We start from the raw sequence: 22,648 nt of genomic DNA, 5'->3' as shown, positions 1-22,648 counted from the left end.
ATCTGTAATTTATTTTGCTTTATCTTCTGCATAAATATTGACGTCTCTATCATTTTTTTGAATTTCCCCAGGTGTACTTCTTCCTTTGTCAACATAAGATTGAAGTAGTTGGGTTAATTCTTCTACTTTTTCAGGGTATTTATCCTGCAGATTTGTTGTCTCAGCAATATCGTCTGATAGGTTGAATAACTGCACACTAGGTGATCCTTCTGGAGTTTGCCCTGCTCTTGGCGCACTCCAACCACCAGACCCTGGACAAAGTGCTAGTTTCCAATCTCCTTTTCTGATAGAAAAAGAACCATTAATACTATGGCTAATAATGTCTTCTCTATTTGTTTTCTTTGGATCTTTTAACGTTGGTAAAAAAGAAATGGCATCTACACCAGATGTATCATCTAATTTTATACCTGTAATATCAGAACAAGTAGCAATAAAGTCAGTCATACATGTTAATCTATCTGTTTGTGTTCCTGCTGTTATAACTTCTGGCCAACGAACAATAAAAGGTACGCGATGTCCACCTTCGTAAATATCGGCTTTATTTCCTCTTAGATTTCCACTAGGTGAGTGTCCTTTCTTTTTTAAAGCAGGAATTTTTGCAGCAGGCGAACACCCATTGTCCGTAGAAAATATAACAATGGTATTTTCGGATAAATCATGTTTATCCAAAGCTTTTAAAACTTCTCCTACAACCCAATCTGTTTCCATTAAAAAATCACCATAAGGTCCTAATTCAGACTTTCCTTTCCATTTTTCACTAGGAACAATAGGCGTATGTGGTGAGGTTAATGGCAAATATAAAAAGAACGGTTCTTTTTCTTCAGCTCTCTCATTTATATAATCCACTGATTTTTCTGCAAAAACTTGTAAACATTCACCTGATTTAAAACTTGGAGCAGAAGGCCCTTTTCTAGAACGTATCTTTGGGTCATTCATAACAGAAGGAAGTTCTGTCACTTTTTCATTTTCAATATAAACATAAGGAGGCATATCTAAAGAAGCTGCTATGCCATAAAAGTAATCAAAGCCATTACTTGTTGGCGTTATAGCAGGTTTAGTATAATCGATATTCCATCCTCCACCTATTTGCCATTTTTCTTTCTTATAATTAGGTAACAGTTCCCAACCGATACCTAAATGCCATTTACCAATCATTGCTGTATGATAATTTGCTTGCTTTAACAAACTTGCTACGGTTGTTTCACCTTTTTTAAGCAACGGTTTCGCTGTCGGTTTATGGATGACCCCTTTAGATAAACTTGTTCTCCAATTATAACGACCCGTTAAAAGTGAATAGCGAGACGGAGTGCAAACGGAAGATGAGGTATGTGCATCTGTAAAACGAATCCCTTCTTCTGCCAAACGATCTAAGTGTGGTGTCGCCGCTTTTCCCGTGGTGTGAGAAACATCACCTATTCCCATATCATCGGCAAAAATAAATATGATATTTGGACGACTAGTATCTACTTGTTCTTGTGCACGTATATGTTGGCTAAAACATAATACAAAAATTGCAATTATAGATTTATACATTTTGATCTGGATTGGATATTGGAATTAATAATGTAAAACTATGCATTAATGCTACAATGTGTTTTCTGTTATCGACCATTTTCTTACTCAATTTAAACTTGAGCAAATTATCGCGCGTCATCATGGACGTTCTTGCGGTCAATTCATTTTTTTCCTATACGGATTAGTAACCAAAAGGTTGCCATATTTGAAATTAGGTTTACGCACTATATATTTACCGAATGCTGAAATAAAGAAAGTAATTGCAAGATTAGAGAACAACTTTCTTTAGTTAATAAAATATATTTGTTACTCATTATATAAACAAATAATAGTCCATGTTTCGATTAAAATTAGAAATACGTATTCTTTATCTTTTTATTCTTGTTTCGAGCATCTTATTTTCTCAGAATAATCAAGTCGATTTTAAAGTGGATTACGAATCCTTTTTATCCAAACACGACCTGCTTTGGGATATTGTTCCGGATAAATGGCAAACCGCACCTTATTCAGGAAATGGAAATGTTGGCTTTTTATTGTATCAAAGTCCGGAAGAAAACGACAATGTGATTTCGCTGCATATTGGTCGACATGATTATTATGATCATAGAGAAGCCGAAACAAAGGCTGATGAAATGCTTTGGATTAAACGAAGCCGTTTACCATTAGGTCATTTTAAACTGAAATCTAAAGGAAAGATTACTGGTATTGATATGCGTTTAGATTTATGGAATGCTGAATTAATAGGTACTATCACAACGACTAAAGGAAGTTACAACATTAAAGGGTTGACGCATAGCACCACTGATATCATTTATTTTGAAACAGAGACAAAACATGAAGACGTAGAAATCACATGGCATGCTGAAGATCCTATTCCACCAGTTTATGAAGTTTTAAAAAGTGGTGGCGGACCAAAAGGTGGTACTTGGGATAAAATGAGGGCTGTAACTTTAGAAATGGCACCTAAACCGACGTTCAGTGAGAAAAATGGTTACAAATTCTGTTACCAACCGTTATACGATAATAGAGGAGAAACTACTACAGGTTATAAAATAACAGGTAATCCTTCCGGAAAACAACAATTAATAGCGAGTGTGCATCATAGTTTTCCTGATCATAATTCACTAGAAATTGTAACAAAAAATCTAGAGAAGGCTGATGTTCTAATTCAAGACAACAGCTTTGTATCCACCCATCAAAAATGGTGGCACGACTATTATCCATTAAGTTTTTTAACCATCAATGATGCGGAAAAAGAATCGTTCTATTGGATACAAATGTATAAACTAGGATCTGCTTCTAGAGGAAACGGCCCCATTTTAGATTTAATGGGACCTTGGTACAACAGAACGTTTTGGCCAATGGTTTGGGGTGATTTAAATGTACAATTGATTTATTGGACGCATTTAACCGCCAATAGAATGTCTATTGGAGAATCTCTTCCCAACAACATTGATAAATATGCTAAAAACCTAGAAAACAATGTACCTGCAAGTTGGAAAAACAGTGCTGCCGTTGCTGCTTTAATGCCGCAAGACCTCATCGCTTTCAACGGAGCAAAAGTGCCAGATATGTTAGCATGGATGTTAAACGATTATTGGTTGCATTGCCAATTTGCAGGCGATGATATTCGTATGCGAGACAACCTATTTCCAATCTTAAAAAAGACAGTGAATAGTTATTTAAATTATATAAAAGACAATCCTGTTGAAGCCGAAGACGGCAAAATTCATATCAAATACAGTTGGTCGCCAGAATACAAACCAGGTCGCGGTCAAGATATTAATTTCACGTTAGCTTTAATTTGTTGGAGTACTCAAACCCTAATCGATATTGATGAAAAGCATCATATAAATGACCCGCTTAAAAAAGAATGGCAACATTTATTAGATAATTTGGTTGATTTTCAAATTGATGAAAATGGTCTTATGGTTGGAAAAGATAGACCTTTTGCCAATCCGCACAGACACTATTCGCATCTACTAGCCTTTTATCCGTTAATGGTAATCACACCAGAAAAAGAAGAAGATAAAAAACTACTGCGCACGTCGTTAGACCATTGGTTAGATGTGACGTTTAATAGTGGCAAAAAGATTAAAGCCATGCCTGTTACAGGATATACCGCAACAGGAGCCTCTTCTATGTATGCCAATTTAGGCGATGCTGAAAAAGCGTATTATTATTTAGATTTTCTAATTAAGCATAAAAACATTTCTTCTACTACGATGTATTCCGAAGGAAAAATTAATCCGGTTATTGAAAGTCCACTGTCTTTTGCCACAAGTTTACACGATATGATGTTGCAAAGTTGGGGCGGAAAAATTCGTGTATTTCCTGCGAGTCCGAAAAAATGGAAAGATGTGGCGTTTCATGATTTAAGAACACAAGGTGCCTTTTTGGTCAGTGCTAAAAAAGTAGAAGGAGTTACGGAATTTGTATCTATAAAAAGTTTAAAAGGAAATACATGTGTCGTTCATGTAGATTTTGAAAATCCTAAATTTTATATCGATGGGAAGTCCGTTTCTATAAATCAATCCGAAGATGGTTCTTACAAAATTGATTTAAAGCAAAATGAATCGGTTATTATTACTTCCAAAGAAATAAACAAAACAGATTTAAGTATTCAAGAATTACCAAAATCGGAAGCAGAGCAAAATCTATTCGGTTATGGTGAAAAAACAAAACGATTACCTGGTCATAAATACTACAGTTCTTATTAAATATAAACTCATGAAAAAATCTATTCTATACAGCATTTTTATATGCGCTTCGTTTATAGCATGCAAAGCACAAGAACAACAAAAGAAACCGAATGTCATTTTTATTTTTTCAGATGACCAACGGTATAATTCTCTGAGCATGACAGGCGACCCAATAGCGGAAACACCAAATATCGATCAGTTAGCAAAAGAAGGTGTCTTTTTTAACAATGCCTACATTACAAGTCCTATTTGCGGTCCAAGTAGAGCTAATATTTTTACAGCGCAATGGGAACGAAAAAACAAAATTGGGTTTACCTCTGTTTCTAAACATGTGATTTCTGAAAAGTCATATCAAGACAGTTGGCAGTCGCAATTAAAACAAGCTGGATATTCAACTGCTTTTATTGGAAAACACCATACCAAAATTGGAGATAAAAGAAATACACCGTTAAATAAAGGTACTGACTTTGCTTATTATGGTAATGGTCATTTGGGGTTTTATCCTGCAAAAAGACACAAACAATTTGCTAACCTTAAAAACAAAACACAAATAGAAGGGTTCTTAGAAGCGACAAAAGCTTATTTGTCACAAGGCGATGATTACGATTACTTCTATGAAAATGCGGATCCTTCCATTAAAAATCAATTAAAGAAAAGAGATCCTAATAAGCCTTTTTCGGCATGGATTAATTTAAATCTTCCACATGCGTCTAGCATTGGTGGTATGGGATCGGAAGACACAGATCCAGAATATTATAAAACAAAATACGATGATGTAAAGCATAAAATGGAATTACCTGATGGCTATCCTCAAGATATTAGTTTACCTGAAAATGTATATGCCACCTCAGATTTAATGAAATATTATGTCACTTCTAAAAAAGGGAAATTATTAAATGAAAAACTAAAAATGGATCGCGCTAATTATGCTATCGATTTGATGGTAGGTAATTTACGCGCCTTTTTAAAGGAAATTGGAGAAGCGGATAATACCATTATTATATTTTGTTCCGACAATGGTTTGTTTTTAGGCGAACATGGATTAGGCGGAAAAACCATTTTGTATGATGAATCTGTACATGTGCCAATGATTGTGTATTCTCCATTTTTCAACGATAAAACAAAAAGCAAAGTAGTTGATGAATTAGTGGTTGGTCAAGATATTCCTGCAACTATTTTAGAAATGTGTGGTGTAGAAACACCAGAATCCTATCAAGGTAAAAGTATGCTTCCACTAATTGCCGGTGAAAATACAGATTGGAGAGAAGACATCTTTTTAGAAAACTTATTTACAGATCAAGGTTACCCTAGACAAGAAGGAGTACGCAGTAAACAGTTTAAATATATTCGTTCTTTTAGTAAAGAAAATGACCGAAATAAATATGTTCCAAATCAATCTATTGAAACGGATGAACAACCGATTTACGAAGAATTATTTGATATAATAAACGACCCAAAAGAACAGAATAACTTAGTTGGGAATAAAGACTATTTAGAGATTTTAAACGTGTACAGACAAAGATGTAAAACCCTTGTATCTGAACTAAATTAGTTTTATAATTAAGTAACTATCATCATGAAAAAAGTATTTCTATTAGGAATGGCTTGTTTAGTTATGTCAAGCAGTTTTGCACAAGAAAGACCAAAAAAGCCAAATGTAGTATTAATTTTAACCGATGATTTAGGTTGGCAAGACGTAAAGTGCTATGATATTGACGAGCCTTCTCCATTCGAAACTCCAAACATAGACAAATTAGCTAAAGAAGGAGTTTTATTCTGGCAAGCGTATTCTCCTGCAACGACGTGTTCTCCGTCTAGAGGTGCAATCTTATCTGGCCAACACCCTGTGCGCTTAGAACGAACTAGCGTAAGAGGAGGTCATCCACCATTGCCTTTTAATTATGGATCTACCTTGATTAGTCCTTGGATGAGAGGTGCATTAGATATTTCTAAAGTAACGATTGCCGAATCACTTAAATCTAATGGCTATAAAACAGGACACTCAGGAAAATGGCACGTTGGTATTGCAGTAACAGACTATCCTGAACCTAAAGATCAAGGATTCGATTTTTCAAAACATGGTTTTGGCGCTCATAAAAGAATGACAGATCGTACAAAAGGATTTGCAACGACGGATCCTTTAGATCCATTTACACTTGACGAAGATGGTTTTCCGTTTGATGACATCACACAAGATGGTATTGACTTTATGGACCAAAACAAAAAAGATCCATTTTTTCTGTTTTATGCTTCTCGATTAGTACACACGCCTATACAAACACGTAGTGAAGCTTTATTACGTAAATACTATGAGAAATTAGGATTAGAATATCCTAAAAAGAATGACATGTGGGACGAAGCAGGTCAAAAAAACGCCTATTATGCTGCCATGGTAGAAATGATAGATCATTATACTGGTCAACTGATTACATATCTTGAAGAAACAGAAGATCCAAGATGGCCAGGACATATGTTAATCGAAAACACCTATGTTATTTTCACTTCAGATAATGGTGGTATGGAACAACATACAAAAGAAATTATTACAGACAACTATCCTTTAGACAAAGGAAAGATAAATGCAAAAGAAGGTGGTGTAAGAGTACCACTAATCATAACAGGACCAAATATTGCTGCAAATACAGAATCTAATGTTATGGTAAATGGTGTGGATTTCTATCCTACGATACTAAGTTGGACAAACACTCCAAAAGATGCAAATCAAATATTCGATGGTGCTGACTTATCTACATTACTAGATAAAGACCCAACAGATGCTAAATTAGTTTTAGATCCTGAAACCGGAAAACCAAGAAATACGATGATGTGGCACTTTCCAAACAGCGCTATGCAATCGACATTACGAATTGGAGACTTTAAACTAGTACGTGACTATACGGCTACAGAAAAAAAGACCGATTTGGCCTTATATCAATTGTACGAAAATGGTTCAAAACGTGTCGATATTGAAGAATCTCAAAATCTAGCAGAAAAAATGCCAGAGAAAACAAATGAGATGAATCGTCTTTTAACAGAACGATTAGAAAAACTAAATGCGAGATATCCTTATTTAAATCCAACTAGTAAATCTGCGTTACCTAATAAATCTAAAATACCTACTGTTGTTGAGCATGGCATAGATGGAAAAAATGTTTGGTTAAAATATCAAAACAATGGAGCTAAGGTGGTAAAAGCAGAATTAATTTATACAACTAATGGTGGTGTACGTGGTGAAATTTGGTTTCCTGTTTCTATGAATCTTAGGAATGATAATGTTTCTGTAGCATTGCCAAAAGGAACTACGCATTACGTATTTAATTTAATTGACGAAAACAATTACTTAATAGGTTATCCTGATGGAGGCTACCAAAAAACTACTAAAGTATTTGCAACTAAAGCAATTGCCGTCAAATAATTAAAATTATTTCATATTTAAAGAAGCACAATAGGATTAAATTCTATTGTGCTTCTTTTGTTATTTATACATATTGCCTCAACTAAATCATTACTAAAACGCAATTCAGAGGATATTGAAACCACTATGCAAATCTGCTTACTTTAAATAAATGGTCGATTTAAGTCACGCTTTGGTTAAAGAGTTGAATTAAAATACTATATAGAAATAATAGCACTATTCCACTGTATAACGTGAAATTGGTAGTCTAGAGCAATGATTTAGTGAATGAGAGAAAATGAAGTGAAGTCTTTAGGCTTAATTTTACATGGTCTTCAAAATATGAACATGATGATTCATGTGGAGGCTATTAAATAAATTAAGCAATTACCGTTATGTCAAAGTTTTTCTATTTTTTTTTATTTTCAATATCATTTGTACAGATTTCTAATGCGCAGTTTCTATGGTTACAAAACGAAACAAATACACGAAAAATTGAATTTGTTAGTGAAGAATATATAGAATACACTGAGAATGTAACGAACCCTAATACTTCAGGGATTAATACAAATTCTATTGTCTCTAAATTTAATAGAGCTGAAGGTACAGAAGATTTTTTAGAATTTAATTTATTCAATTACGTAACAGATTTAACCGATTATACAGTTACGCTCAAAGCCTATATTGACATACCTACTAATGAGCTAACTACAAACAATTCAAAATTAAGAGTGTTTTTTGATAGTTCTGATGAAGGACAAGGTGTTTTTGAACAACTGAACTTTACAGTTGGACAAGAATGGGAAACGTTTACGTTTCATTTTGAAAATGTTGAGGTTCCACATGTTGATGGCTATGACCTTATGACAATAGGTTTTGCTAATGGTAGTGTAGAAGAACCAACCATGACTTACTATATTGATGAGATATACGGATCAACAGATCAAACCGCTACCGTAGGAAATCATCCAGCGGCTTGGTTACAAGGTTCATGGGGAGTTACATTTCCTGTTTTTGGTGGTGAAAGGTTAGATACAGAAGTTGCTACAGGCCACGACCCTTTAGGAGGTGCACAAGAGATTGTTGCAGAACTTCCAGCTGCAGGACATGTTATTACAAACCTTAGTTATTTTGCACACTCTCATTATTTTACGGTGAGAGATAATACTAATGTAGATGTAGCTACAGAGATACACGAAAGTTTGGTTCCTAGTGTAGAGAATCAACAAATCATGTTGGACGTTTTGCAAACATTTAAAGATGCAGATAAGAAGATTATTTTGTACATATCTTCTAACTATTTAGATAGAGCAAGTGATGAAACAGAAGCTGCGTGGGTAGATTATTACACAGCTAATTTTGATGGAGATGAATATTTAGCTTACAGAGATTTAGTTCAAGGATTTATTCCTGCGATAGCAGAGTATGCTGATGGATATTGGTTTGATACAACAAACACACTTCTTGACGATGGAAATTTAGAAGATTTTGTTCAAATGTTTAAAGATGCCGATCCTGGAGCTGCTATGTCAGTGTCTGAGTTTGGTCATAAACATTATATAGATGGCGTATTAGTTGCCGTTGATTCTGATGGAATTGATGATGCAGATGATAGAGACTATGATGTATCAAACTTTAGAGGCAACAATACTTCTCAAGATTTTACAAGAGGACATGTCTCTGCGTTAGCTGGTGGTGCTCCACCAAATTCTTGGGGATACGAAGAGTTTACATTACCTGCTATGGTTGGTAATCCTTGGTCAATGTATGAAAAAAAACAAGTATTAAAGCATGCCTGGTTTCCTATTAGAGATAAATGGCATGTTAGTTCCGCAAATTTAATATTTGGAATAGAAGATGCATACAGGTTTTCTAAAATTTTAATAGATGCTCAAGCTGGTGTTACCTTTGCAAATACGGTATCTAATGCTAATGCTGATGAAGGTCATATGATGGCTGATGAAATGCTTATTATGAAAGCAATTAACGATAGACTTCTTTCTAGTCCTGTGCCCGATTTTGAACCATATGTAAGACCAGAAGGGGCTTATTTAGTTGGAGAAACATTAAGCACAAATTCATATGAATTTACTAATCAATCAGATGTTAAGTTGTATCCCAACCCAGTAGCTGATCGATTAACAATTTCTAGAACAACTACAGATATAAATAACATAACGGTCCTAAACGTACTAGGAACTAAAGTACTGAATAAAACATGGGCTGATGGAACGACCACCACACAATTAGATGTGTCTACTTTAAAATCAGGAATTTACCTTATTAAGCTTTCGAATGGTAATAATTATAGCATCACTCGAAAAATAATAGTATCCAAGTAAAGATAAGTATTTGCAACTAATGTAATTTTTGATAAAACTTTTTTAAATTAACTAATTTTATGATGAGAAACACGACACTACTTTTATTATTCAGTATTCTTTTTTTACCACAAATAAATGGTCAAGAGATAATTAAACCAAATATTGTTTTTATTTATGCAGATGATCTAGGCTGGCAAGACACCCAGTTGAATGATGTTGGAGATGTTGTTCCTTGGGAAACACCTAATATGTTAGCATTGGCTGAGGATGGAGCTAATTTTTCACAAGCCTATGCTTCTGCACCAACTTGTGCACCGTCTAGAGGAGGTACAATGAGTGGTAGAATGCCTCTTAAAACCAAAATGACTCATGTCGCTGGAGGGCAAATACCTAAAGTTAAACTTTCAAATAAAACTATAGAATCGTATTATCCTGGTAGATTACAACTCGATGAAGTTACTATAGCTGAAGCATTAAATCCTTTAGGATATGTATCTGGTCATGTTGGCAAATGGCATATGGCAGCTAATCACAATATTTATCCAGAAGCTGTAGACCAAGGATTTGATTACCAAGACACCGATAGAGGAATTACGAGATCCATGGGAGACCGATCAGTTGACTTTGCCACAGATGCAGAAGATGATCCTTATCGTTTAGATGCAGATGGAAGACCTTATGATGCTGTAACAGAACTAGCATTGGATTTTATGGATGATAACAAAGAGGAACCCTTTTTTCTATACATGGCTCACTGGTTAGTTCACTCACCTATACAAACAAGAGATTTAGCATTACTAGAATATTATTGTAATAAATTAGGAATTCCTGTGCCTACAACAGATGCAAATATTACGACTCCAGGCCAAACAAATCCGTATTATGGAGCCATGATTTCGAGTTTAGATTGGAGTTTAGGGAGAGTAGTAGATTATTTAAAAGAGACTGATGACCCAAGAAATCCAGGGATGAAATTATTTGATACAACGTATATCATATTTGCGTCAGATAATGGAGGTGCAGAAAATCATGGGTCAGAAATTATAACAGATAACTTTCCTTTAGATTTAGGGAAAACACACACCAAAGAAGGCGGATTGCGTACGCCATTTGTTATAACTGGACCTGGTATTGTAGAAAATCAAGTATATGATAACATGGTTTCACATTTAGATTTTTATCCTACAATTATGGAGGTTACTGGAGCAGATGAGTTTCTTGATGCAAATGTTCTGAACAATTTAGATGGTGTAAGTTTATTTCCTTTCTTAAGTGGCACTGAAACAGAAATAAAAAATAGTGACGATACTGAAAGAACAGATCTTTTTTGGCATTACCCACATGGACAAGATGAAAGAGCATCTTCAGCTATTAGAAGCGGAAATTATAAATTGTATAAAATCTATGATAATGGAGATTATTATAAAGCTTACCAATTATATAATGATGATGGATCTGACAGTGATATAGAAGAGATGGTGGATGTTATAGATACCATGCCTGTATCGCTTAAAAATGAAATGATCTTAAAACTAGAGACTCTTTTAGAAGAGAACAATGCAAGAACACCACATTTTAATCCAGATTATAATGGTGATCCTTTAGTTAATCAAGATATTGTTCCTTCTATAACTTCAACAGTTTATGATGAGAATACAGGTGTAGCTACAGCAACGTTAACTACTAATCCTGGAGATGCAATTATTGAAACGGCTTATTTACTTTATAGGATAGAAGAAGTAGACACACCAGAAGAAGAGTGGTTTGAACTCCCTGCAACCATAAATGGTAACGTGATTACAGCCGATGTGCCAGAAGTAGCTACAGGAGTTGTGTTTACATTAATAGATGAAAATAATTTTGTAGTCTTATCGGATGCTATATCAATATTTAACCCTCATAAGATAATACTTGCTAATTCTGTTGGAGAACAATCTTTTAAAGTAGTAGATGAATATGCTGAGTTAATTGGGAATACAACGATAGGTGGTACAGTTTATTTACAAGCAAGGACTGAAGAAGGCGGAGATGGAGCTAAATTTTATGTAAAAGCTCCTGCAGATGTTGAAACTATAACTTGTGATAAAATTACATTAGGAATTATATCTCAATCAGCAGATACTGTAAATGTTGATATTATTATTGATGGAGAAACACAAAGTTTTACGTATACAAGTACAAATAATAATACTCCAGAATTATTTGAATTTGATACTCCGGTGACATTTACACAGTCATCTAAAGAAATTCAGATTATAACAACCTCCCTTTCTAATTCAGATGGGTTAACACCGAGAGTGAGGTTTGTAGATCTCTTTTTTAATGTTTCAGGGGCTACACAACCACTTAATGAAATAACACTTAATACAACGGAGGAAGAACAACAATTTGAACCAGAAAGTACAGATGTATATGCAGAATTGATAGGAAATACTACTACTGGTGGTGCATTTGTACAAATGAGAACAGAAGGCGGAGGCGATGGTTTTAATATCAATGTAAAAGCTACTGAACCTGTATTATGTGAAAAGATAGTATTTAGAGTGCGGTCACTTGCAGGTGATACAGCAAACTTTGATGTTACCATTGGTGGTGAGACCCAGAGTTTTGAATACACGAGTACTAACAGTACAGCTGATTTAAATTATGAATTTGATACGCCAACAACAATAACTGAAGCGGCGCAAACTATGGAGTTTTTAGTAACTAACCTTTCCAATGCTACTATAGGTACTATACCAAGATTTAGAGTTTACGCTGTTACATACCATTTAGATTTAAGTAGCTTAGGAGTTGATGAGGTGATAGATAATAAAGAAGCACTTAAGTTATTTCCTAATCCTGTTAAAGGCACTTTTAGTCTTTCAAAATCCGTAGCATCAGGTGTATTGTATAGTCTACATGGCGCTAAAGCATACGAATTTAATAATCAGTATCAAGACATCGATATCTCAGAGCTCAAGTCAGGCTTATACTTTTTACAAGTTATACTTGAAGACGGTAGTAAATCGACTTTAAAATTATTGAAGGAATAAGACTGCTTTCTATTGTTTTCGGTTACCTAATCTATAAGTGTAGCTCAAGATTATGTAGCGTCCTAAACTTTCTGAGGTGGTTTCTTCAAAAAAGTTAGTCGTGCTTCGTCTTTCGAAATCAACGTTTTTATCAAGAAGATCTATAAAAACCAGTTTAAGACTATTATGGCTATTTCCAATACTATAGGAAATAGCCATATTCCATATTGGAAGTTGCAAATCTGTAGCAAACTGATTATCTGAAAAAACGAAATAATCAAATTGGGTATTAAAATTTAGTTTCTCCGTAAAATCATAATCTATAGCGGAATAGTAATGTTGCTTTCTATAGGTTCTATTAAGGTTTTGCTCTATGGAAAATGACGTATTATTAACACTGTAGTTGGTGCCTAGCTTTAAATCTATAGCATTCTTATTAGCGTTTTCAACAGATACTCCTATTAAGATATCTTTTGATACCACATCGTTAAGTTGTAAGTTAATTAATGACATGGATGTTTTATAAAAACTACTGTTGGTTATAGCATAGCGAATTCCTAAGCCTTTTATTTTTTTACTAAAATTAAAATAAGCGGACAATCGTTGTCGCTCTCCACTATTGATATAGCTTCTCGTTTTAACAAAATCGTCATCTATAGCAATGTTTTGAATAATAGCATTCTTCGAAAACTGGTACTTAATTCTACTTGTAAGGTTTAATGATGATTTGTAGTTGAAGATATTAGCAATTAAAGAAATATCGTCCGTTTTTTCTGTTTTTAAATGAGGATTTCCTTTTCTTATATAAAAAGGATTTAAATCATTGATAACTGTTGAGCTTTCCGAAGTTCGTGGGCTGCGTATTTTTCTATTATAGACCAAACGATATTTTACACCCTTTTTAGGTTTGTATTGCAGTATGGAGAACGGATTAACGTAAAATTGGTTACTAGTAAAATGATCTTCTGTAATGACACCAAACGATCGATCGAGTTCTTGAAGCTCAATACCAGAAAATATATTCAATTTTTTAGTGCTATAACTATAGCCAAATCGATTTTGAAAACTACTTTCTTTATGGTTGTATTTATAACTAAGGAGTTCATCCTCATCGTCATCTGATACAAAGGTTTTAAATTGATAGATATCTTCATTTTGATTTAAGACTCTTAAAAAGAATTGAAACTTTAGATAATGATTTCCAGCTATGGGCTCTGTGAATTTAAAATTGAAATTGTATAAGCCGTTATTAAACGTTTCATCTCTAAGCGCAAAAATGTCTCTATTTGAAGGATTATCAGTGTTAATATTCCTGGTTATAAAAGTGGCCTGTTCATTGTTCTTACTTTGCTCGTATATTTTGGTTTTAAATCCAACACTAAAACTACGCCCTATTTTAGCTAATTTTTGATAGAAATTAATGTCAAAATCGAGTGACTTTTTAATGGTAGTGTTACTGTAATTTTGTTTGTTTGTAGTTACTAAATCACCATCTTCAGTATAATAAACCCCATCTCTTATTGAATGCTGTGTTGCTGCATCCGAATTTAAACGCCCTTTAATAGTAAGGCTGTTACTCCTATTCGATTTGTTTTTATAATTAAAATTAAAATTGTGATTATTTGACTCTTTATTAAACCTATTATCAGCTTCATAATCATAGTTATTAGTATTGGCAAAAGAAATTCTTTTAGAAAAGGATGTGCCACGATTATCCGAAAGATTATAAAAATAGTCCGCATTTAAAAACTCTTTCTCCTTAAATTCATGACCTATATTAATACCAGCAACACCTGTTTTTAAATACCCACTTAGGCTTTTTGATTGAGCAGCATTACTGTTGTCGTCATCAGACTCATCAGCAATACCATCAGCATTTTCTAAGAATCCCTGAATATTAGAGCCTGTAATATTGATGTTATTGTATTTACTAATAACTGCCAACTGTGTTTTAGGAGAAAATTTATTATAGTTAGCATTGCCAAAGTAGCGGCTATCTAATCCTATGCCGGCAGATACTTTTCCGAAACCTTGATTCTTTTTCGTCTTTTTCAATGTAAAATTAATCACAACCTGTTTGTTACCGTCATCTACTCCAGTCAGTTCTGCTTCATCACTTTTTTTATCAATAATTTCAACTTTTGCAATGGCATCTGCCGATAAATTTTTTAATACAATAGCCGGATCTCCGCCAAAAAAATCTTTACCATCGACAAATATTTTGGTCACTTCTTCACCTTTTGCAACGACTTCCCCATTAGATTCAACCTCTATACCTGGTAATTTTTTTAAAAGCGTTTCTAGATTATCACTTGGGTTCACTTTAAAAGAATTGGCATTAAAAGCAATTGTGTCTTCTTTAATTTGAATAGGAATTACTGCAGATAGCGTTACGGCATCTAATTCATAAGTATCTTCTTTAAGAATGACATTACCAATATCTATAGGTTGGTTTTTATAATGAATAGTCTCAAAATGCGTTATATACCCTAAATATGAAAATTGTAGCAACAAAGAGTCCTTTGGAGTATCATAAATTGCAAATTCACCTTTAACATCAGTAAGCGCATAATTGATAAATGTAGAATCCTTTTGTTTTAGAAGCGCTACGGAAACCATTTCTATATGTACATTGCTTTCATCTAAAACAATACCTTTAATGGTTGGCTCAGACTGACTAAATAGACTATTAGACAGGGTAAGGAAGACTATTATTAATATAAATCTTGATGGATTCATGAAATAATTAAATCGCTTAAATTTTAAATTAGAGCATTGTTTTAATGATAAAAGACACAGTCTCTTAGTAATACCAATTAAACGTTAAAATAAGTGTTGTGACTATTTTTAGACGCTGTAAAAACATAAAAGAGTCCCATAGCTAATGCAACTTAGGAACTCTTTTTTGATTTAATTTTCTATTAATAGAACACTCTAATTCTTTACAATTCTGATTGTCTTAGAACCAAACTGCGTCTTAATATTTACAATGTAAATCCCTGTTGCTAAATCACTAATATCATAATTAGCTTCTTCGCGAAATGTTTTTAATAATTGACCCGTAATATTATAGAGTTCTACACGTTCAATACTATTATTAGAATCTATTTGAAAACTGTTAGTTACAGGATTAGGGTAAACATTAATAGAAGCACTATTTAATTCAAAGTCATTTGTAGATAATGTGGCTCCAGCTGGACCTTGAAAAGCATCTAAATAATATACATTTCCTGTGGCTAGAAAATCAGCATCTGGTTGATCAAATAATAGGTTTACAGTACTATAAGATACACCATCTACAAGCGTAACTTCTGTAAAATCAAAGGTGTATTCTTCCCACTGATCATAAACATTAACATCAATTGTTACATTCTTTTGTCCTACTGTTTCAATTCCATCTCTCAAAAACAATCTTAACCTTCTACCAGAACTGCCATCTACATTCGTTGACGGTGCATAAGCTCTTATTTTAAAAATAGCAGCTGATTGATTTGCTGAAGTAATTACAGCCGGTAATTGAAACTTTAATTGTGAGTGTACTTCTTCTCCTTTTGTAAATTTGGCAACTAATGGACTGCTGTTCCCTGTAGTAGTTGGTGTCGCTACTGCTGATCCTTGTTCTAAAAACTCACCGCCTAGCACCTCATTAAGTGTTACGCTAAATGTATCTGGGCTATAGTTATGATACCACTCATTTCCAGCTGCTAAAACAGCTTCTGCATCCAAAGGTGGTTCAGGCACATTCTTATCAGTAACGTTAAATTTATATAATCTTGCTGCAGTAACACCTCCTGAAGTTCCTAAATCTAAATCTGTAATTTCAAATGTAATAGGCGTTGGTGTAGTTGAAAATGTAACAGTTCCAGCATAAGTAGCAGATAATACTTGATATGTACCAGTACCTCCATCAGTTTCACTATATGTAAATGTTTGTGGTGTTTCAGTCCCAACCGTAATTTTTATAGCCAAAGTATTTCCTTCTTTTTTTCTAAAATCAAAAGATATAGTACCGTCGATAGTACCTGATGACGTTTGAGCAACAAGGTCAAACGTACCAGCAACATCGTTAGAACCAGCTTCATCAGCCACTATTTGAGTGCGATTTGGTGTAGCAGGTGCTTCTGAAATAGTAGCAGCCGTTCCAGTAGAAACAGAAGTTACCAAAGGGGAAATCATAGTGAAATCTTGATCTGCTGTATCCACTGTTATAATAGCTTGTGCAAATGCCATCGTGCTGGCAAATATAAAGGACATGATAAATAGTAATTGTTTTTTCATAATATATAGTTTCAAAATTTAGTTAATCAAAGTTAGTTTTACAAGGTGGTTTCTCTTTGCTTATTTCAACCAAAAACTTTTCTATCACAACTATTATACTTAAATAATGGGTTTATTGCCTAATGAAGGGCATTCTCATAATGAGTCTTAAAAGCATAGGCATTTGACAATTTATTTTTTGATAAAACTGAGATATCAATATTTTGTGATGTAGTGAGAAAACAAAAAAGTTCCTTAGTTAAATTTAACTAAGGAACTTTTTTTAATCGATTTATAACAACAACGTTTGTCGCATTAAATACTTGAATACGAAATTCTTATTCTTTTACAATTCTCATTGTTTTAGAACCTAATTCCGTCTTAATATTTGCAATATAAATACCTGTTGCTAAATCACTAATATCATAATTAGCTTCTTCGCTATATGTTTTTAATAATTGGCCAGTAATATTATAAAGTTCTACACGCTCAATACTGTTGTTAGCATCTATTTGAAAGCTATTTTTTGTTGGGTTAGGATAAACTTTAACACTTGTCTCTTGTGTTTCAAAATCATCTACACCTAAAGTTTCATTAGAAAATCTAAGCCAATAGAATCTAATTCTAGCGCTATTAGAAAGGTCTTGTAAAATATTAATATCCAATGTTATCGTTTTAGGAACAGATGTAATAGTAACATTTTGCGAAAATGTTAAGGTATCAAATGTCTCATAGGCATTAAGATTGCTTGCACTAGCGTCAGCAGCTAAATTAATCGGTGCGTCAGTTATGCCATCAACAGTCATAGTTACACTCCCAGAATTACCAAGTAATTTTCTTACGTGAAAAACAATTGATGTTTCAAAATCTGCTCCAGAAGAAACTACATCAAAACTAATAGATCCATTAAGAACTTCTGGTATAGTTGCATTAAGATGAGCACCATTTCCGTTTGGTGCAAAAGGTCCTCCAGTTTGAGAATAATCTGTACTTGCTATACTGATCTGCTGTGTTTCAGGATCCAATGGATCAAGCACTGTTGCTTGCCCAAATGTAATACATGTCGCAAAAAGTAACATTGCTGTAAAAAGTAATTGTTTTTTCATAATATATATGGTTTTAAAATTAGTTAGTCAAAATTAGATCTATTATTCTATTTTTCTTTGCTAAATTAACCCAAAAATATGCTCATTTCTTGTATATAAATTAAAAACACTTAAAAAACAATAGTTTATAATTTTATTTCCAGCTAAAAATAACTGCTATCAACTTAATATAAAACTTAATTATTTGCTACTTAAAGCATAGTTCGAATACTTCTTTTTCTCCTCTTTTAGAGATTTAATTGTAGGCATTTCTGGATAACTTACTAAGAAATTATTCGCATCAATTACATTAATAATATAATGTGTTGTGTCCTTAGGTAAATTAGCCGTTATAGTGCCATCAGCGTTTATCTTAGCATCGGTTTTAAACCACTCTTCGTAACGGTGTCCTCCATTGGTGGTATAAATTAAATCAGCCCTTACAACCTCAGCTCCATTTTCTTTGTATTTAAAAGTAACTTGGTCATAGTCTTTTGATGCAAAAAACACCGAAGGAACCGTTTCTTTATGCTCCATATCACTTTTGTAAAGTGGATTATAAGACGGATAACTGGCGTTCATTTCTGTTAAAATAGAAGTCAATTGCGCATTCATTTCCTTTGCTTTCTCAGGATTAGACATCGCTAAATTATTTACCTCCTCAATATCTACACGTTCTGCGACTCCGTTATCGGTCGTATATAATTTGTATAATTCAAATTGTGATTTTCTAGGATTATTTTTATAATCATAATTTCTAATGAATTTATAATCACCTACACGTAACGTACTTTGGTATGAAGCATGTGGAAAATGCCACATCATCGTTGTTCTTTCTTTGCCATTTTCATCCAAAACTAATTTAGAATCGGTAGGGTCATTTAATAATAAGGTCGATAAATCTGCACCATCTAAATGTTTGTCTTTAGGCTTTTCTATATCTAATAAAGATAGAATTGTAGGATAAAAATCGAGACCATTTACAACAACATTAGATTCTACGCCTTTTTTAATACCTGGGCCTGAAATTAATAAAGGTACTCTTGTCCCACCTTCTTTAGCATTTATTTTCCCTTTGTCTAATGGATAATTATCAGTAAATACTTCGCCTGGATGGCCTTCCATTCCTCCATTATCTGATGTAAAAATAATATAGGTGTTTTCAATAAGTTTATGACCTGGCCAGCGTGGATCGTCAGTGGTTTCTAAATAATCAAAAACTTGTCCTACATAATAATCTAACATTTCTACCATGGCCGCATAATACGGATTGTTCTGCCCTTCTAATTCCCAATGATCAGGGTCTGTTGGAAAAGGCACCCCTAATTTTTCACAATATTTTTCTAAAAGCGCTTTGCTTCTTGTGTGAATTGGTGCGTGCACAAGAAACGTAGCATAGTACAGGAAAAACGGATCTTGTTTGTTTTCTTTTATGAAGTTTAAGGCATCTTGATTGTTTTGATGAAAAGGAAAACCATTTTTATCCAAACGGTAAGGATCGGAAGCATCAGTTGTAGCAAAATCTGTTAATCGATGCGGTTTTTGTGGACTAGTTACTCCTCGGTTAGCAGTAGTAACATCAAATCCTTGATCTTCTGGTTGCGGAAAGGCGTGGTGATTAATGGCCATATGCCATTTTCCTGCATGTCCTGTGGTGTAACCTTTTTGTTGCAATACTCTTGCTAGAGTCATTTCGTTTTCTGGCATTCGTCCACTATACCAAGGATCTATAATACGTTGCGTGTCTTTGTTTGCATAAACCATAGGCGGTGCACCACCAACAACATGTGTTTTTTGGGCTCTTGCGGGATGGTTTCCACTCATTATAGCACTTCTACTCGGTGCACACGTAGGTGCTGGAGAGTACGCTTGCCAAAACTGTATACCTTTTTCTGCCAAGGTATCTAGGTTTGGTGTTTCGTATGGCGAAGGCTCATCTATATCGTACACCTTAACATCTTGCCAGCCTAAATCATCTGTAAGTAAAAGAAGAACATTTGGTTCTGGTCTATCAGTACTTTGAGTTTTCTGTTTAGATACTTTTGGGTTTTGTGTATTACAGCTAAAACATAAAATTGCGACGATTAGGCATGTTAAATAATTCTTATACTTCATTTCTGTTTTATTATTTTTTTAATGCTAAATAACAAAATTATATGAGTAACCTATGTCTAAGATTACCTTAAATTTTACTTAAATCAATCAATTATGATTTTTCTAAAATTCATTAAAGTTATTGCTAATAATAAATATAAGAACCATAGTTAAGGCGGTATACTGGACCAACACAATCACTTAGTTTGCTGTTATACTATACTTTAGACGGAATACAGTAAGAAATGAGTGGATTAGAGAAAACGTTATAGTAGTGTCCCTATTATCTTTATTAAAAAATAAAAAGCATGATTAACAAAATTATTTTAATAATTCTATTTTTTAGCTTAACTCCTATTGCAGCACAGCAAGTTTGGTACGAAAATTCAAGTCAAACAAATAATATCCGATTTTCTAACACGCAAAAAGGCCTATTTACTACCGATGAAACAAATCCAGAAACAACAGGCATCAACACTAATGCGTCCGTATCTAAGTTTGTTAGAGATGGGCAAGAAAATTCAAGAATTATTTTTGATTTATCAGTACCTATAACAGATTTGACCTCAAATACAATAGCGTTAAAAGCATACACATCCATACAAACTTCTGATTTGAACACCACAAACAGTAGAATCCGATTGTTTTTAAAAAACTCAAGTATTGGAGGTTCGAGCAACCTATACATACAAGCAAATTTTTCTGAAGGTGAAACTTGGGAGTCTTTTTCCTTTAATTTTGATCAAGAAACAATTCCTTCCGATGTATTAGTAGCAGGAGGTTATGATCAAATTATGATTGTACTAGCCTCTGGAGATACTTCAGGATTAACATCCACTTACTATATAGATACGATATCGGGAAGTTTTGAGCAACCCTTAAGAAATGCCTTATTTTTATCTGGTTCTTGGGGGGTGCGATTTAATCTAAATGGCGGTTATAGGTTAGATAACAGTAGCAATGATGATTGGGTTGCTGGCGCACAAAACATTGTAGATAATTTACCAGCTGTTGGTCATGTTATAACAAATTTCACCCATCCAGCACATGGTTATTATTATACCTTAAGAGATAATCCTTATGTAGATATTGCCAATGAAATTCACCCTGATATGGTGCCTACTTTTGAAAATGAACAAATTATTCTTGATGTTATTGATGTTTTCAAAAACTCTGGAAAGAAAGTTATTTTGTATCTAAATGGAGCAGGCCCAGGGCATCTTCAAGGCAATAGTGACAGAGAATTTGAAATTTTAGCAGCTTGGGAAAATTATTACACTACAGAATTTGCTGGCGATGAAGCTTTGGCATGGCGAACTTTGGTTAAGGGCTATCTCGAACGGTTTCAAGGCTTAGTAGATGGGTATTGGTTAGATAATTTAGGGAATCTACCCGGAGAACTAAGTGATTTTATCGCTATGATTAGAGAAGTTGACCCTAATATAGCCATTGCTACTAATGGTAACTCAACGTATCTAACGGATGAAAATGGGGATGTTTTATATGTAGATACAGATGCAACCGATGACGAAGACCCAAGAGATTATAGAATTAGAAATTTTGTAATCAATGATCCTTATATGGATTTCACTGCTGGTCATCCAACGCCTCTAGGTCAAGGAGCGCCACCAAATTCTTGGGCCTATGAAGAGTTTATTTTTCCTTTAATTGCTGAATCGCCTTGGGGTACTTTTGATGGTAATAAGGATGCTATAAAACATTATTTTTGTCCCATTAGAGATCGTTGGAGTGTGGCTTCAGCTGACTTGGTTTTTGAAACTGAACAAGCTTACCGTTTTGTAAGAACGTTAACAGATGTAGGAGCGGCAATCACCTATAGCACAACCATTACCGATGGTTCTATTACTGATGATGAAATGGCAATAATGGAAGCTATAAATGATAGAATAGTACAAACACCAAAACCAGACTACATCCCCTACGTAAGACCAGAGGGCGCTTATTTAGTAGGCGAAATATTAAGTGTTGATTCTAATGATTATTTTGAAAAACTTGTTTTATACCCAAATCCTGTAAATCAAAATTTTAGCTTATCAAAAGAAATTTCTTCTGCAGTTATTTACAATGCTAATGGACAGGAAATATTAAAATTTAAAAGTAATCAAGCTTCTTTTGATGTATCAAAACTAGTTGAAGGCGTTTATTTTATAAAAGCGTATACAGCAACTAGTGAAATTCAGGTTTTTAAATTTATAAAACAATAAAAACCACATTCATAAATATATAACTAAACAACAATCAC

Annotated in this window: 11 protein-coding genes; 6 read left to right on the top strand and 5 right to left on the bottom strand. The window is 33.8% G+C overall.

Features of this window, described 5'->3' with window-relative positions; all coding sequences use genetic code 11:
* Positions 1-9 precede the first annotated feature (9 nt).
* Positions 10-1,533 carry a sulfatase family protein gene (locus tag HM982_RS01085; RefSeq protein ID WP_218849745.1) on the bottom strand — a complete coding sequence of 508 codons (1,524 nt, stop codon included), beginning with the start codon at positions 1,531-1,533 and terminating at the stop codon, positions 10-12.
* 317 nt (positions 1,534-1,850) lie between these two features.
* On the opposite strand from HM982_RS01085, the gene HM982_RS01080 reads away from it, so the two are divergent.
* From HM982_RS01080 to HM982_RS01060, 5 genes are all read left to right on the top strand, one after another.
* Positions 1,851-4,235, top strand: a complete 2,385-nt coding sequence (locus HM982_RS01080) for a glycosyl hydrolase family 95 catalytic domain-containing protein (protein ID WP_179351280.1) — start codon at positions 1,851-1,853, stop codon at positions 4,233-4,235.
* Between the two features lie 10 nt (positions 4,236-4,245).
* The gene (locus HM982_RS01075) at positions 4,246-5,769 is read left to right on the top strand and encodes a sulfatase-like hydrolase/transferase (protein ID WP_179351279.1); all 1,524 of its coding nucleotides are present in this window, start codon (positions 4,246-4,248) and stop codon (positions 5,767-5,769) included.
* Between the two features lie 24 nt (positions 5,770-5,793).
* Positions 5,794-7,632 (top strand): sulfatase, encoded by a 1,839-nt coding sequence (locus HM982_RS01070; RefSeq protein ID WP_218849744.1) that lies wholly within the window; start codon positions 5,794-5,796, stop codon positions 7,630-7,632.
* 374 nt (positions 7,633-8,006) lie between these two features.
* A complete protein-coding gene (locus HM982_RS01065; RefSeq protein ID WP_179351278.1) occupies positions 8,007-9,953 on the top strand; it encodes a T9SS type A sorting domain-containing protein in 1,947 nt (648 codons plus the stop codon).
* 59 nt (positions 9,954-10,012) lie between these two features.
* The gene (locus HM982_RS01060; RefSeq protein WP_179351277.1) at positions 10,013-12,970 is read left to right on the top strand and encodes a sulfatase-like hydrolase/transferase; all 2,958 of its coding nucleotides are present in this window, start codon (positions 10,013-10,015) and stop codon (positions 12,968-12,970) included.
* A 9-nt stretch (positions 12,971-12,979) separates the two neighbouring features.
* On the opposite strand, the gene HM982_RS01055 is transcribed toward HM982_RS01060, so the two are convergent.
* The 4 genes from HM982_RS01055 to HM982_RS01040 form a co-directional block, all read right to left on the bottom strand.
* Positions 12,980-15,688: an outer membrane beta-barrel protein gene (locus HM982_RS01055; RefSeq protein WP_179351276.1), complete on the bottom strand. Its 2,709-nt coding sequence runs from the start codon at positions 15,686-15,688 to the stop codon at positions 12,980-12,982.
* A 195-nt stretch (positions 15,689-15,883) separates the two neighbouring features.
* The gene (locus HM982_RS01050; protein ID WP_179351275.1) at positions 15,884-17,227 is read right to left on the bottom strand and encodes a T9SS type A sorting domain-containing protein; all 1,344 of its coding nucleotides are present in this window, start codon (positions 17,225-17,227) and stop codon (positions 15,884-15,886) included.
* Positions 17,228-17,544: 317 nt separating this feature from the next.
* A complete protein-coding gene (locus tag HM982_RS01045) occupies positions 17,545-18,312 on the bottom strand; it encodes a T9SS type A sorting domain-containing protein (protein WP_179351274.1) in 768 nt (255 codons plus the stop codon).
* Between the two features lie 180 nt (positions 18,313-18,492).
* Positions 18,493-20,406 (bottom strand): sulfatase, encoded by a 1,914-nt coding sequence (locus tag HM982_RS01040; protein WP_179351273.1) that lies wholly within the window; start codon positions 20,404-20,406, stop codon positions 18,493-18,495.
* A 287-nt stretch (positions 20,407-20,693) separates the two neighbouring features.
* On the opposite strand from HM982_RS01040, the gene HM982_RS01035 reads away from it, so the two are divergent.
* Positions 20,694-22,610 (top strand): T9SS type A sorting domain-containing protein, encoded by a 1,917-nt coding sequence (locus HM982_RS01035; RefSeq protein ID WP_179351272.1) that lies wholly within the window; start codon positions 20,694-20,696, stop codon positions 22,608-22,610.
* Positions 22,611-22,648: the final 38 nt, after the last annotated feature.

It is taken from the genome of Winogradskyella vidalii (genome assembly GCF_013403955.1).
GTDB classification, from domain to species: Bacteria; Bacteroidota; Bacteroidia; order Flavobacteriales; family Flavobacteriaceae; genus Winogradskyella; species Winogradskyella vidalii.
Note: the sequence above shows the minus strand (reverse complement) of the source record. Positions and strands in the feature narration are given on the sequence as shown.